This window comes from Pseudomonas kitaguniensis (assembly GCF_009296165.1).
In the GTDB taxonomy this organism is placed as follows: Bacteria; Pseudomonadota; Gammaproteobacteria; order Pseudomonadales; family Pseudomonadaceae; genus Aquipseudomonas; species Aquipseudomonas kitaguniensis.
Genome location: NZ_VUAZ01000058.1, coordinates 13,101 through 29,148, shown reverse-complemented (window position 1 = coordinate 29,148; position 16,048 = coordinate 13,101). Strand labels below are relative to the sequence as shown.

Sequence of the window (16,048 nt, the reverse complement as noted above, 5' to 3'; positions counted from 1 at the left end):
TTTCGGCGGTGACGCCGTCGCCCAAGCCAGTTATGACCTGGCGTGGCGTGCGCTTAAGCCGACCTACCTGTTCAACGGCTACGGCCCGACTGAAACGGTGGTCACGCCGTTGCTGTGGAAGGCGCGTAAAGGCGACCCTTGCGGCGCGGTGTACGCGCCCATCGGCACGCTGTTGGGCAACCGCAGCGGCTACGTATTGGACGCGCAATTGAATCTGCAACCCATCGGCGTGGCGGGTGAGTTGTACTTGGGCGGAGAGGGCGTGGCGCGGGGTTATCTGGAGCGTCCAGCCTTGACCGCCGAGCGTTTTGTGCCGGACCCGTTCGGTAAATCCGGTAGCCGCGTGTACCGCAGCGGCGACCTGACCCGAGGCCGCCCGGACGGCGTGGTCGACTATTTGGGCCGAGTCGACCATCAGGTGAAAATTCGTGGTTTCCGCATCGAGCTGGGTGAAATCGAAGCGCGCCTGCGTGAGCAGGACAGCGTCGGCGAAACGGTGGTGGTCGCCCAGGAAGGCCCGACCGGCAAACAGCTGGTCGCCTATGTGGTGCCGTTGGACCTGACGTTGCTCGACGATGCCGTGGCGCAATCGAACAGCCGTGAAGCACTGCGCCGCGCGCTGAAAACCCGCCTGCCGGACTACATGGTGCCCACGCACTTGATGTTCCTGGCGTGCATGCCGCTGACGCCGAATGGCAAGCTGGATCGTAAAGGCTTGCCGCTGCCGGACGTGAGCCTGATGCAGCAGGTCTACGTCGCACCGCAGAGTGAGCTGGAGCACAAGCTCGCGGCGATCTGGTCCGACGTGCTGCGCCTGCCGCGCGTGGGCGTGCATGACAACTTCTTCGAACTCGGCGGCGACTCGATCATTTCGATCCAGGTGGTCAGCCGTGCACGCCAGGTGGGTGTGCGGTTCACGCCCAAGGATCTGTTCCAGCACCAAACGGTGCAGAGCCTGGCGGCGGTCGCCCTGGAGGGCGAGGGCGCGCTGGTGCTTGATCAGTCAGCGCTGACCGGCGAGTTGCTGCTGCTGCCTGTGCAACACGCGTTTTTTGACGATGAAATTCCTCTGCGCGAGCACTGGAACCAATCCGTGGTGCTGCAACCGCACCAACGGCTGGAGGCGCCGCTGCTGGTGGCGGCGATGCAGGCTTTGATTGAGCATCACGACGCCCTGCGTACGCGCTTTGTTCACGCTGCAAACGTCTGGGCCGCGGCCTACCGAGGCCCGGAGCAGCACCAGGCCGAACACGTGCTGTGGCAAACCACGCTGACCACGCTGGAAGAACTTGAGGCGTTGGGCGAAGAGGCTCAACGCAGCCTCGACCTGAGCCAAGGCCCGCTGTTGCGTGCGGTATTGGTGGGCCTGGCCGATGGCTCACAACGCTTGCTGCTGGTGATCCATCACTTGGTGGTGGACGGGGTGTCCTGGCGCATCCTGCTGGAAGACTTGCAAAGCGCCTACCGCCAATTGGCTGAAGGCACCAACGTGGTACTGCCGGCCAAAACCAGCTCCACACGCGCTTGGGCCGAGCGGCTGCAGGCGTACGCCGGCAGCGCCGCGCTTGGCCAGGAGTTGCGCTGGTGGCAGACGCAGTTGCACGGCAGCCGCGCCGGTTTGCCGGGTGCCGACCCGCAGGCCAGCGTGAGTAACCGCGATGCGCTGAGCGTGACCACCCATTTGGACCAAGGGTTTACCCGACGCTTGCTGCAAGACGCGCCAAGTGCCTACCGGACCCAAATCAACGACCTGCTGCTGACGGCGCTGGCACGCGTGATGGTGCGCTGGACCGGTGACGCGTCGATGTTGATCCGCTTGGAAGGCCACGGCCGCGAAGACCTGTTCGATGAGATCGACCTGACCCGCACCGTCGGTTGGTTTACCAGCCTCTATCCGTTGCAACTGGTGCCAACCGATTCGCTGGCAGGCTCGCTCAAACAGATCAAGGAGCAACTGCGCGCAGTGCCCAACAAAGGCCTGGGTTTTGGGGCCTTGCGTTATCTGGGCAGCCACGAGGCGCAGCAGGCGTTGGCCGCGTTGCCAACCCCGCGCATTACGTTCAACTATTTGGGGCAGTTTGACGGCAGTTTTGAAGGCGGCGAACAGCAAGGCCTGTTCGCGCCATCCGGTGAGGCCGGCGGTGCCGAACAAAGCGACGATGCGCCGCTGGGCAATTGGCTGGAAATCAATGGCCAAGTCTACGCCGGTGAGCTGAAACTGAACTGGAGCTTCAGCCAGGCCATGTTCGCGCCCGCCACCGTGCAGCAACTGGCCGATGACTACGCCGTGGAGCTGAAGGCCTTGATCGAGCATTGCTGCGCGGCGCCCCATCAAGGTGTCACGCCGTCGGACTTCCCGCTGGCGCGCCTGTCTCAAAGCCAACTGGACGCGCTGCCACTGAGCGCCGCTGAAGTTGAAGACCTGTACCCGTTGTCGCCGATGCAGCAAGGCATGTTGTTCCAGTCGTTGTATGGCGAAGGCTCTGGCGACTACATCAACCAGATGCGCATTGATGTGGACGGTTTGGACGTGCCGCGATTCCGCCAGGCTTGGCAGGCGGCGGTCGACCGGCATGAAATTCTGCGCAGCGGTTTCCTCTGGCAGACCGATGTGCAGCAACCGCTGCAAGTGGTTTACAAGCAGCGCCGCATGCCGTTCGATGCACTCGATTGGCAGGGCCGCGCAGACTGCCTCGCGGCCCTCGACAGCCTGGCCGAGTCGGCGCGCGCCGAGGGTTTTGTGCTGGAACAGGCGCCGCTGCTGCGCCTGTCGGTAATACGCACCGGCGTGTCGAGTTATCACCTGATCTACACCAACCACCACATCCTGATGGACGGTTGGAGCGGTTCGCAGCTGTTTGGTGAAGTACTCCAACACTATGCCGGCGAGCCGCTGGCCGCGCCGACCGGGCGTTATCGCGATTACATCGGTTGGCTGCAAGCGCAGAACCAGGCCGTCAGCGAAACCTTCTGGAAAGAACAACTGGTCAACCTGCTGGCGCCAACGCGCCTGGCTCAAGACCTGTCGACCGACGAACCAGCGGCGCTGGCGGCCAACGGCGAACATCGGCTGAGCTTTGATGCCGCGCACACCGAGCGCCTCAAAGCGTTTGCGCAAAGCAACAAAGTCACCCTCAATACCCTGGTGCAAGCCGCCTGGTTACTGCTGCTGCACTATCACACCGGGCAGGCGACGGTCGCCTTCGGTGCCACCGTGGCCGGCCGCCCGGCCGAGCTGCGCGGCATCGAACAGCAGGTCGGGTTGTTTATCAACACGCTGCCCGTGGTGGCCACGCCGGATGCACAGCTTTCGGTCAGCCAGTGGCTGCAACAGGTTCAGGCGCAGAACGTGCGCTTGCGTGAGCAAGAGCATACGCCGCTGTTCGAGATTCAGCGCTGGGCCGGGTTGGGCGGCGAGGCGCTGTTCGACAGCATCCTGGTGTTCGAGAACTACCCGGTGTCCGAGGCATTGGAGCAGGGCGCGCCGTCGGGCCTGCGCTTTGGCGCTGTGCACAGCCTTGAGCAGACGCACTACCCGTTGACCGTGCTGTTGGGCATGGGCGAGAGCCTCGGGCTTGAATTCAACTACGACCGGCAGGCCTTTAGTGCCGCGCGTATTCAGGGTTTGGCTGAACACTTCGAGCAGTTGCTCAACGCCCTGATTATGGATGCCGATCAGCGCCTGGCCACGCTGCCTTCGGTGGCTCAGGCCCAGCGCGAAACGCTGCAGGCCTGGAATGCCACCGCGCAGACTTACCCGCTGGACCAAGGCGTGCATCAGTTGATTGAAGCGCAGGTCGCACGTACGCCGGAGGCTACGGCGCTGGTGTTTGCCGGGCAGCCACTGAGTTACGCCGAACTGAACCGTCGCGCTAACCGCCTGGCGCATCGTTTGATCGCGGCGGGTGTGGGGCCGGACGTGCTGGTGGGGCTGGCGGTGGAGCGCTCGATCGAGATGGTCGTCGGTCTGCTCGCAGTGCTCAAGGCCGGTGGCGCGTATGTGCCGCTGGACCCGGACTACCCGCGTGACCGACTCAGCTACATGCTGCAAGACAGCGGTGTGACATGGTTGCTGACGCAGGCGCATTTGCTCGAACAACTGCCGATCCCGCAGGGCGTTCAGAGCCTGGTGCTGGAAAGCGGGGCGGCGTGGCTTGATGGCTACAATGAGCACAACCCGGCTATCGCCATACAGGGCGAAAACCTCGCGTATGTGATCTACACCTCGGGTTCTACCGGGCAGCCCAAGGGCGCCGGTAATCGGCATTGCGCACTGACCAATCGACTGTGCTGGATGCAACAGGCGTATGGCCTGAATGCCAGCGATACGGTGCTGCAGAAGACGCCGTTCAGCTTTGACGTGTCGGTCTGGGAATTCTTCTGGCCGCTGATGACCGGCGCGCGCCTGGTGGTGGCAGCGCCTGGCGACCATCGTGACCCGGCCAGGCTGGTCAGCCTGATCAACGCCGAGCAGGTCACCACGCTGCACTTTGTGCCATCCATGCTGCAAGCCTTCTTGCAAGACCCGGAAGTTAACGCCTGCCATAGCCTGCAACGCATTGTGTGCAGCGGTGAAGCCTTGCCGGTGGATGCCCAGCAGCAGGTATTTGCCAAATTGCCGGCCACCCAGCTGTACAACTTGTATGGGCCGACGGAGGCCGCCATCGATGTAACGCACTGGACGTGCGTCGACGAAGGGCGTGATGCCGTGCCGATTGGCCGGCCCATCGCCAACTTGGGCTGCTACGTGCTGGACGGCAACCTGGAACGGCGCCGGTGGGCGTGTTGGGCGAGCTGTACGTGGGCGGCCTCGGTCTCGCGCGGGGCTACCACCGTCGGCCGGCGCTGACCGCCGAGCGTTTTGTGACTGACCCGTTTGGCAGCGGCGCACGCCTGTACCGCAGCGGCGACCTGGCGCGCTACCGTGATGACGGCGTGATCGAGTACGCCGGGCGCATCGACCATCAGGTCAAGCTGCGCGGGCTGCGCATCGAATTGGGTGAAATCGAAGCGCGCCTGCTGGAGCACGCGAATGTGCGTGAAGCGGCGGTGTTGGCCGTGGAGGGTGCGTATCTGGTGGGTTATGTGGTGTTGCATGCGTGCAGCGAAGACTGGAAAACCGCAGTCGGCGAACACTTGGCTGCGCAATTGCCGGACTACATGGTGCCCGCGCAGTGGGTGCTGCTGGAGCAGATGCCGTTGAGTCCGAATGGCAAGCTGGACCGCAAAGCGCTGCCCACCCCTGAAGCAAACGCAGCGCAGGCTTATCAGGCGCCGCAGAGTGAAATCGAACAGCACGTCGCTGCGATTTGGAGTGACGTACTCGGGGTGGAGCGGGTCGGGCTGAACGACAACTTCTTCGAGCTGGGCGGGCATTCTTTGCGTGTGCTGCTGCTCAAGGAGCGCATCCGGCAGGTCAGCGGGGTCAACCTGTCTGTCAGTCAGTTGATGCTCAACCCCACCGTGCGTGGGCAGGTCGCTTGCCTGCAGGGCAGTGCGCGCAGCGAGTTGATCGTCAAGCTCAACAGCCAGACCCAAGGCACGCCGCTGTTCATGTTCCACCCAAGCTTTGGCTCGGTGCATTGCTACACCGCCATTGCCCTGGCACTCCGCGAGCAGCGCCCGGTGTACGGCGTGATCTGCCGTGCGCTGGTGGAGGAGGGCGCGTCGGTGCCGGAGTGGCAAGCGATGGTCGACGACTACACCGCGCAATTGTTGAGCGCTAAGCCGCAAGGCGCCTATCGCCTGGCCGGCTGGTCGCTGGGTGGCAACTTGGCGATGGAAGTCGCCTATGCGCTGGAGCAAGCAGGGCGTGAGGTCGAATTTGTCGGCTGGATCGACGCCGCGCCACCGCAATGGCTCACGCCGTATTGGGACGCGGTGGTCATCGAGGAAGACCGTGAGGTGTCGGCCAATGAACGGCGCGCGGCATTGCTCGGGGTGATGTTCCCGGCGTTTGCCGAGCACATTGAAAGTGCCTGGCAGCAGTGCCAACGTGAGGCTAAGGACGAAGCCTTACAATGGCAAGCGTTCGTGGCATGGGCCGAACACACACTGGGTGAGGCGTTCACTGGCATCAAGGAAGAGTTGCTGCGTGGCAATGAAGCACAGATTTCCTGGGAAGTTGACCGGGCACTCAGTGAGCGTATGACGGCGGCGGATTTCAAGCCGATCAAGGCGCCGCTCAGTTGCTGGTGGGCTTCATTGAGCCGCGCCGGGCAGTTTAAAGCGCAGATTGAGCAGCACATGGTGGGTGTAATTGGCCAGGGGCGCATCGAGCGTTCGGTGATGATCGACACCGATCATGACGGGATCATCGACAGCGCCGAGTTCATCAATAGCTTGGTGGCAGCCATGGAGTAGGGCGCCGCTGCACAAAAAAACCGGATCATTGATCCGGTTTTTTTGTGCGTATTTTCTGGCCCACCAGGCATAAAAAGTTATTCAAACGCACTTTGGGAAGCTTCCTACATCATTTTTTTTGCCGGTTTGTTAGCTTGCCGCGAAATTTGAGCGCGTTCAGAGGGGGCTTCTGCAGCCAAACCAAGCCCCGGAAATACTGTATCGGCAGGGAGATGCCCCCGTATGAAACACGTTATTCGCCATTTAGTCGTCCTTGGTACTTGCTTGGCCCTGACGGTGGGCTGCTCTGCCAGCGAAAAGCCCAATACCTTCACGTTCACCGCCGACTTGCCTCCGGGTTTTGCCTATGTCGCCTCCGTGAGCTACGTGCCCGTTCCCGGCCAGTCCTGCGACCTAGGCAGACGTGACAACTTGAGAAAGCAGGTTAACCGCGAATGGTGGCGTGAATACAAGCCTGATGCGCAGATTGAAATACGCCGCACCCGCAAGAGCTGTGAGTTGGTTATTAACAGCATAGAGCTTGAGATTAACGCGGCCTACGGGAAAGACATCGGAGAATCCGGCGGTGACTCCGGGTTTATCGCCGTACGCGATCACCTCAACGCTGACGACAAGCGCACCTTCAGTGCTGCTGGCGAAAGCCAGTTTTCTGGGCAGTGCCAGTGGTTTTTTCGCACGATTGGTCCCAATCGTTACATAACCAAAATTCTCTACTGCAAAAGCACCGACGCCCAAGGCAATGTCACCAAAGGTCGTCCGTTTGCCGCATACACCCTCGATCAGCTACCGGGTAAAACCGTGAAGCTGAAGATCAAGCTGGCTGATGAGGAAGAACCTTACATGGGTGATACCTGGGTCCAGGTACCTGGAGGCTGGAAGCGTTGCATGGGCAAGGGATTTGAAGATCAACATGCGTTTTGTTATGGCAATTACACAGACTTCAGCAGTTTCAAAATGCCCGATGGCCGCAGTTGCACTATTTATCCCGGCTGTACCGAAAACAAAGAGGTAACCCCATGAGCCTCGCAGCCCTTAAAGACAATAACAAAGCGTTATTTGACGGCCTTGTTTGTGCCCCAACCCGCAAGTGCACGTTGACCGGGTTTATCAGGAAAACACTGTATCGGCAGGGAGATGCCCCCGTATGAAACCCGTCATGCGCCATTTAGTCCTGGGCAGTTGCCTGGCCCTGAGCGTGGGCTGCTCTGCCAGCGAAAAGTCCAACACCTTCACGTTCACCGCTGACTTGCCTCCGGGGTTTGCCTATGTCGCCTCCGTGAGCTACGTGCCCGTTCCCGGACAATCCTGCAACCTCGGTAGGCGTGACAACTTGAGAAAGCAGTTCAACCGCGAATGGCGTACTGAATACATGCCTGATGCGCAGATTGAAATACGCCGCATCCGTAAAGACTGTGAGTTGATTATTAACAGCATAGAGCTTGAGATCAATGCGACGTACTGGAAAGACATCGGTGATTTCGGCGGTGATTCCGGGTTTATCGCCGTACGGGATTATATTGATCCTCGCGATAAGAGCGCCTTCAACGCCGCTGGCGAAAGCCAGTTTTCCGGACAGTGCCAGTGGTTTTTTCGGACCTCTGGAGGCTTACGTCGCATTGTAAAAATACTCTACTGCAAAAGCACCGACGCACAAGGCAATGTCACTAAAGGTCGTCCGTTTGCCGCATACACCCTCGATCAGCTACCGGGTAAAACCGTGAAGCTGAACATCAAGCTGGCTGATGAGGAAGAACCTTACATGGGTGATACCTGGGTCCATGTACCTGGAGGCTGGAAGCGTTGTATGGGCAAGGGATTTGAAGATCAACATGCGTTTTGTTACGGCAATTACACAGACTTCAGCAGTTTCAAAATGCCGGACGGCCGCAGTTGCACTATTTATCCAGGCTGTACCGAAAACAAAGAGGTAACCCCATGAGCCTCCCAACCCTGGAAGACAGTGACAAAGCGTTCTTCAGCGGCCGTATTCATGCCTGCCCGGTACGCGGGCACTCGACCAGTTTCCAGTTAGTGGATGAACTGGGCGACGGCAAACCCTATGCCGGTTTGGCGTATGTGGTCATCGACTACGAGGATGTGGTTTACAACGGCAAACTGGATGCCAACGGCTTCGGCAAAGTGGAGAACCACTACAGTGGCCCTGTGGTGCTGAAACTAAATCAGCTCTATCAAGGAAGTAACGATCATTACAGTGAGCTAGTGAGCCGTAAGCACTACCCGCTACCCATCACTGAACTCCAAGTATGCGCCGAGAAAACCCGCTTTCTCAATAAATCTGGCGCCCGCACACATACCAATCCGGCCCAGAGCAACGCAAACACCTTCTACCAGGTTGAAGTGCGTGAGCTGGTTGACCACTGGGCGCACCTGCCACCCATAGTGGCGCGTCATTTTCCACCCAACCCTCATGTATTTTCGCTCTTCCGGCGGGAATCCGAGGTAAGAAACTTCAAGTTCAAACAGGGCGGCAATAGCACTGGTGCCACGCAGTACGATTTGGCCATGTCAGGGCCAGGGTTTACGCTGTCTTCACGCCCGCCAAGGGGCGTTGCCCTGATGCCGGACCAGCACACCGTGCTGGAGGTGCGCCCACTGCGCGCGCTACGGCCCATGCTTTCGCCGAGCAATGATTTTTGCGCGCTTAACCTCTACCAACTGGCGCTGATGTCGACACTGAGTTACAGCGACTTTGCGCAACACCCCAGCGCTCATCCGGTAGAAACCGACACCGTAAGTTTTCCGCTGCAGCCGAGTATTGGTAATTGGTTTGCTGACGCGCTCGCAAAGTTTGAAGAGCTTTGGCAGGTGGATGCGGCGCAGGCTGGCGGGAAAACCTATTACCCTTTGTACGAGGAAGTGCCGTACTCCAAGCGTCTGGAGGTCGTACCCTTTGACCCCGAACTGTATTGGGAAGTGAATAACCCTAACTTGGGTGAAAAACAGGAAAACCCGGCAAACATCCACTGTCTTGATGACAGCAAAGATGAGGAGGGTACTGACACTCAAGCCTTCATCACTCACCACGACGCGCTGATTCTGATCTCGATACGCGGCACCGCCAGCGTGGATGATGCGCTGCGCGATATGGACGCCAATCAAGTGCCCTTTGAGCAAGGGGCGGGCAAGGTGCATAACGGATTTTATGGTGCAGCCCAAGTGGCGTACCGTTTCGTGGCGCGTTATCTGGACAAGTTTTACAGCGGACAAAAGCTGGTCATTACCGGGCACAGTCTGGGCGGTGCAATTGCGCTGATAGTGTCTGAAATGCTGCGAAATCGACCGGGGTTCACTTATGACATTGTGCTCTACACCTACGGCGCCCCACGCGCCGGTGACAGCACCTTCGTAGAAGCAGCCAAGCCCCTGACCCACCACCGCATCGTCAACCAAAACGATCCGGTGCCCAGCGTGCCATCGACCTGGATGAACACGTCCACCCAGCGCCAGTACGCCGGACAAGGCGTCGTGACGGTAGTGAACCCTACGCTGGGCTTGTCGTGGTTTGCACTGGGCATGATTAACATGACCGGTGAACCCTTCACTCACCACGGTACGCTGCGCCACTTCATGCCGGTCTACTTTAGCGCCCGCCTCAAGTCCTCGCTGCTCTGGAAGCCGGGTTGCAGCACCATCAACGACCACGGCTGCGCTGTCGCGTTAAAGGCTATAGACGGCTTGCCGGATCGCGGTTCATTCCTGCGGCAAGTGATTGATAATGCCGACCACAAAATGGTGCATAGCTACATTCCAAACTGCTGGGCCAGCCTGCGTCGCTGGCAGCAAGCGCACCTGTCCAATCGTTCGTTGGTGACTGACGATGAGTTCTACCAAGTGGATGAGTCATTGAAGAATGCCAAGCGGCAAATTCTCGACCTTGAGATGCGGCATGCTGCAAGGCCTGAACGCTATAGAAGTGGTAGCGCCGGAATTATCGATGCGCTTCAGAAGGAAGCAGACAACATACTGGCAACACGCACGCGCCTGTGTTCCTTACGACGTGAGCGAGTCACCGAAGCCCACGTGTATGGTGTGTTCGCCGGCACCCGCGAACTGATAGAGAACGACTTGCCTCGCTGGAACGCGCACCCGCAGAACAGCACCGAAGAACAACTGGCAATGGCTCCTCCGTCGGCCGAAGACAATGAGCGGGCGATAGCCGCCATTACCGGAGCCTTTGTGCCTGGTGCGCCCTACACGCTCGATATTGATTCGTTCACCTAGCCCTATTGCACTCATTCCTGCTGAGCGTTGCACCAGTCGCGTGTTAAAGCCCGATGAAGGCGAGGCCTTCATCGGGCTTTAACTTGACCGCCGGGGCGATCACTGCATCAGGTCAGAAGTCCCAGCGGGTGCTGAACATTACGTTACGCGGCTCACCGTAGGCGGCCGAGTTATAGAAGCCCACGTTGGTGTAGTAGTTCGTGTCAAAGATGTTGTTGACGTTGACCGTCGCCGAGAGGTTCTTGGTGATCTGGTAGCGGGTCAACAGGTCCACCACCCAGTAGGATTTCTGGGTGATGTCCTGGTTTTTGTCGAGCGGCGAGTTATAGATCTCGTACCAGCCCTTGCTCTGCCAGCGCACGCCGCCACCGATGGTGAACTGGTCGAGGTTGCCCTTGAGCTTGTAGGTGGTGTTCAGGTTGACCTGATGCTCCGGCTCGAAGGTGGAGATTTTTTTGTTGTCTTCGTCGCGTACGATCTTGTGCGTGTAACCACCCTGCACTTGCCAGCCTGGGCTCAATTCCCCGGAGATTTCCGCTTCGTAGCCTTTGGTGACAGCCTTGGACCCCTTGAACGCATAGTTTTGCGGCGCCGGAGTTTGGTTGTTGTAGGCGTCGTCGGGTATAGCGCGATTGGTTTCATGCACCTCGAAATACGCAAGGCTGGTGTTCAGGCGGCCTTCAAAGAACTCGCCCTTGAGGCCGAACTCATAGTTTTGCCCTTCGTCCGGCTCCAGCAGCGTTTCGTTGCGGTCTTTGTAAGTACTTTCCTGCGGTTGGAAAATATCGGTATAGCTGGTGTACAGCGAGAAGTTGTCGTTAAGGTCGTAGATCACACCCGCATAAGGAATAAACCGGCCGGTTTCCTTGTATGACGGGTTGTTACCGGTGACGTGGTAGTTGGCGACACGGCCGCCGAGAATCACGTTGAGGTCATCCATCACGTTCAAACGCGTGGTCACGTAGTAGCCGGTCTGGCGAATGGTGTCGTCGTTGTACTGTTGGGCCGGGCCATAAATCGGCTTGCTGATAGCGCCGTTCCAGTTGTAGAAATCCACCTTGTTGCCATCTGGCCATTCCGGCGACCAATAACCCTTGCCCTGCCAGCGCGAGGTGCCGATCGAACCGCCCACCACCAGTTCATGGTCGCGGCCGAACAGGCTGAAAGGCCCGGTTGCATACAGGTCGGCCGAGGTGCTTTTGGTCTCGCCGGTGTACTTCTGCCCATTGATCTCTGCGGTGCCATCGGCTGCCGGCTGCACGAACTGGATAGAGCCGAGGTCGGCGTGGTAGCTGTTGATCTTGTGGTCGAGTTGGAACTTGGTGACCCAGCCGTCGCCCAGGTCATGCTCGAGCATGGCAAAGGCGGTGCGGGTGTTTTGCTCCCATGAACTCCAGCTGGTGCCGTTGTTGTAGGAGCGCGGCATCTTGTTGATGCTGCCGTCGTACTTCACCAACGGGAAGGCACCGGACCAACTGGAGCCTTTCGGTGTGTTGTCCTGGTAGTCGAAGCCGACGGTCAGCATGGTGTCGGGCGACAGGTCGAATTCGGTGATGCCGTAGTAGGTTTCCGTCTTGCGCGAGTAGTGGTCCATGAACGAGTTTTTGTCTTGATACGCAGCCACCGCGCGGCCGCGTACATTACCGCTGTCGGTCAACGGGCCGCTGACATCGACTTCGCTGCGGTAGTTGTCCCACGAGCCCGCGCCCAGTTGTACATGGCCCTTGAACGCCGAGGTTGGCTTTTTGCGAACCAGGTTGATGGTCGCGCCCAGCGAACCGGCACCGTTAAGCAGGCCGGTTGAGCCCTTGAGTACTTCGACACGGTCGTAGATGGCCATGTCACTCAGGGTGTTGCCGGCCGAATAGCCGACGTTGCGCACGGTGGACGGGATGCCATCGTACTGGAAGCTGTTGACCGAGAAACCCCGCGAATAGTAGTTGGTGCGGTCGGTGTCATAGGCCGATACGGTGATGCCCGGCGTGTTGCGCATCACGTCATCAACGTTATTGAGGCCGAAGTCTTCGATGTGCTGGCGGGTAATCACCGTGATCGATTGCGGGGTTTGCCGAGGCGTCAGGGTCAGGCGTGTGGCCGTGGCAACGGTGCCCGGCGTATAGGAGCCGGAATCTTCGGTAATGTTGCCCAATACGTTTCCAGTCACCTGAGTCGGGCTCAGTTCCACCCCGGAGAAAGCGCCGGCGGCGGTCACGGTCAGCGCGTTGCCGCTGAGGCTGTGGGTCGTTTCAGTGCCACCCAGCAAGGTATCAATGGCCTGCTGCGGCGCCATCTTGCCCTTGACCGCGCGGCTGTTCTTGCCCTGCACATCACCCGGCGCATACAGCACCTGCACGTTGGTCTGACGACCGAATTCCTGCAGCGCGCTCCCCAGCGACTGCGCGGGAATATCCAGCTCGATCTCCTGCGCCTGTGCATAGCCTGCCACCGGCAGCGACAGCGCCAGGACCAGACCGCTCGCAGACAGGTTGATGTTCAGGGCCCGGCGCATGGATAGCGCTTTGCTTAGAGGGCTGAGACCGAGTCTTGCTGGCATGGATGCTTTCTCTTCTATGTTAAGTGGGCTGCTATGGGTGTTTATTGAGTTTAGTTCTCATTACCACTAGTGAGACGTTCCTACCTGGCAAAACCGGAAAAGAAATTTCAGGCGGGCTCCATCTCGTGCACCACCTGGCCGGCACGCAGGCGCACCAACTGGTCGGCGATGTCGAAATAACGGTCGTCGTGGCTGATCACGATGATGGTTTTGCCCAGCCGCTTGAGGTCCGGCAACAGCTCGGTGTAGAAGATGCGGCGGAAGGCCGGGTCCTGGTCGGCGGCCCATTCGTCAAACACCAGCACCGGGCGTTCTTCGAGCCATGCATTGACCAATGCCAGGCGCTTGCGTTGGCCGGTGGACAAGTCGGTGGTGCTGAACACGCCGTCCTTCACGCTGACCTTGTGCGCGATTTCCAGGCGTTCCAGGTATTTGGCGGCGCTGTCCAGGGACTGGGTGGCGCTGCCCTGTACCAGGTCGTCGAACAGGTAATAGTCGGAAAAGATTGTGGTGAACAGTTGGCGGTAATCGTCGCGCTCAGGGTCGGTCACGGCCTCGCCGTTGAGACGAATTTCACCCGCCTGAGGCGTGTACAAGCCCAGCAGCAGCTTGATCAGGGTGGTTTTTCCGCTGCCGTTTTCGCCGACGATAAACACGATATCGCCTTGCTTGATGCTCAGGTTGATCGGCCCCAGGTGGAACGACTCGCTGCCTTCCACTGCCGGTGGGCTGTAGCTCACGCCACGCAGTTCGAGGCTGTTGACCAGCGGTGTTGGCGCTTCGCTGTCATCCATCAGCAGGTGCGGTTCGGGGGACGAGAAGCGCTGCGACAACTCGCTGATCCGGCCAAAGGCGATCTTGGCTTTACCCACCACCGGCAAATAGCCGAGCAAGTGTTCCAGCGGGCCTTTCATGTACAGCAGCACCAGCACGAAACCGGTGATCACGGTCGGGTCCGGGTTCGGCTTGTAGGCCTGCATCGCCAGCGCCAGGCCGATCACCACGAAGAACAGCATCGAGCCGAAGGTCTTGGCGAGGATGTAGATGTTGACCGAGCGCACCTGAATGTCGCTGATCAGGTCGGCGGTTTCCTGGATGCGGTGGGTGTTCATGCGAAAGCGCCGTGGCCGGTGCATGCGCAATTCCTTGGCGCCGGAAGCGATCGCGTTGTAGTAACGCTGCAGTTCATCTTCGTGGCTGCGCGCCTGGTCGAAGCCCTGGATGCCCTTGCCGCCAGCGATAAACTGCACGGCGCTGCCGATAATAATCGCCACCACCATCATCAAGAACATCGGCACCGACAGGTAGGCCAGGTAACCCAGGCAGCCGAGGGTGACCGTGGCGGCGATGGCCAGCGGCGTAAAGGCGAAGGAAAAATCGCTGATGGTGTCGACGTCATGCGTCAGCACCGGGATCAAGCGGTGCGAGCGGTAACGCTCAATTTGCCCGATGGGCGCCGACAGCACCTTTTCGCCAAGGTCTTTGCGCAAGGCAGCGATGATGCGTTGCCCGACGTAGTTGGTGCCGATGTCCGAAATGATCGAACTGAGCAGTGCCAGCACACACAGCGCCGCAAAGGTCAGCACCACGCCTTGGGTCATGCCGTTGGCCGAATGCAGGGCATTATTGATGGTGGCCAGCAGCAAGGTGATAGCCAGGCCTCCGACCATGCCCAATGCGACGGAGATCGTCACGAGGGTACGGAAGGGTCTGAGCAATGCGAGCAGACCATTAAAGGCGCCGCGCTTGGGGTCGGTCATAAATACTTCCCGGAGAGTGAAAAGAGGGGCTGGGCACACAGACCCTTACCCATGACAAACGAAGTGCTGCCGCGAGTATTTAGCGCGCTGTGCCCGACGGCAGTGGCGCGGCATAAATTGCCGAGGGTTTGGTTCGTTCTTGTGCTGTAGGCGCACGCGTATCGACGCAGCGCGCAGTTCATTCAGCGAGAGCGAAACAATGACGAAAAAGAACCTGGTGTATGTCTGGTCCCTGAGAAATGCCGCCGCCGACAAGGCCGGGCAGCCGGTGGCCTACAAGGACCACGAGCGCTACATGAAGTCGGTGCTGGAATTTCTGGTGGGGTCGCTGAACGAGACGCCGCTGGGCGACGCCTATAACCTGGTTGGCGTGGTGTACGACGATGATGAACAGAACCCGCGTGACCAGCAGTTGGTGGCCGACTACGGCTTTGCCTGCAGGCCCGGCCGCCAGTGGCTGTACCCGGCGGATTTGCAGGTGCAGGGCCAGCGGGTCAATGACCTGTTGCTGAGTGTGCCGTCGACCTACCGTCGCCTGCCGCGCGGCAGCGCTGCGCATATCGCCGGCAAGCAGGATTTTGAGCGGCGCCTGCACGATACGTTGGTGGAGTTGAAGGCCGACATCGTGGTGCTGGATGGTTTGCTGGTGATTCTGGATGAGCTGGTGCGGCCAGGGGCGCCGTTTGCGCGGAGGATCATGAACATTCACCCGGGCATTACCCGGATCGAGTCGCCTTATGAGCGCCGCGGGGCATATGCCACCTGGAATGCGCTGTATGGCGCGCGTGGGCAAACGGTGGTGGATTGGGCGACCAAGGCGACGACGCCGTCGGAGCCGGTGTATTTGACCGGTGCATCGTTCCACTATGTGGATAACGGTATCGACTCTGGCGAAGTGTTCCACGATGTGCTCAACACCGAGATTTCGCCGCAAGACACGATTCTTGAACTGCGCTGGAACAACTTCAATAACAGCCTGTTTCCCGCGTTGCATGAAGGGCTGGAATTGCTGGCTCGCAAGCACTAAAACAAGCAGGGTCAATTGTCGGGCGGGCTTGCTTGCGAAGGCGCGCATCAGTCGAGGCATAGGGTGACTGACACAGCGCATTCGCGAGCAAGCCCGCTCCCA

8 protein-coding genes are annotated in these 16,048 nt (G+C 59.6%); 6 read left to right on the top strand and 2 right to left on the bottom strand.

Translation table 11 applies throughout. The annotated features are described in order from the left end of the window. From F0169_RS11565 to F0169_RS11550, 5 genes are all read left to right on the top strand, one after another. On the top strand, positions 1–4,849 hold a 4,849-nt coding region (locus F0169_RS11565; protein ID WP_425274293.1), incomplete at its 5' end, for a condensation domain-containing protein. Beyond that, the gene (locus F0169_RS28400; RefSeq protein ID WP_425274292.1) at positions 4,777–6,363 is read left to right on the top strand and encodes a thioesterase domain-containing protein; all 1,587 of its coding nucleotides are present in this window, start codon (positions 4,777–4,779) and stop codon (positions 6,361–6,363) included. The genes F0169_RS11565 and F0169_RS28400, both read left to right, overlap by 73 nt. Positions 6,364–6,585: 222 nt before the next feature. Further along, entirely contained in the window at positions 6,586–7,383 is a 798-nt protein-coding gene (locus F0169_RS11560) for a hypothetical protein (RefSeq protein WP_152746604.1), read from the top strand. 124 nt (positions 7,384–7,507) lie between these two features. Beyond that, entirely contained in the window at positions 7,508–8,302 is a 795-nt protein-coding gene (locus F0169_RS11555; protein ID WP_152746603.1) for a hypothetical protein, read from the top strand. Next, the gene (locus tag F0169_RS11550) at positions 8,299–10,605 is read left to right on the top strand and encodes a lipase family protein (RefSeq protein ID WP_152746602.1); all 2,307 of its coding nucleotides are present in this window, start codon (positions 8,299–8,301) and stop codon (positions 10,603–10,605) included. The genes F0169_RS11555 and F0169_RS11550 overlap by 4 nt, the downstream gene beginning before the upstream one ends. Positions 10,606–10,717: 112 nt before the next feature. Here the strand turns inward: F0169_RS11550 and F0169_RS11545 are convergent, their stop codons facing one another. Together F0169_RS11545 and F0169_RS11540 are read right to left on the bottom strand one after the other, a co-directional pair. After that, positions 10,718–13,114, bottom strand: coding sequence for a TonB-dependent siderophore receptor (locus F0169_RS11545; RefSeq protein WP_421556481.1), 2,397 nt, complete (start codon positions 13,112–13,114; stop codon positions 10,718–10,720). Between the two features lie 152 nt (positions 13,115–13,266). Next, a complete protein-coding gene (locus tag F0169_RS11540) occupies positions 13,267–14,919 on the bottom strand; it encodes a cyclic peptide export ABC transporter (protein ID WP_099237091.1) in 1,653 nt (550 codons plus the stop codon). A gap of 199 nt (positions 14,920–15,118) precedes the next feature. On the opposite strand from F0169_RS11540, the gene F0169_RS11535 reads away from it, so the two are divergent. Next, positions 15,119–15,946 (top strand): formyl transferase, encoded by an 828-nt coding sequence (locus tag F0169_RS11535; RefSeq protein ID WP_152746600.1) that lies wholly within the window; start codon positions 15,119–15,121, stop codon positions 15,944–15,946. Positions 15,947–16,048 lie beyond the last annotated feature (102 nt).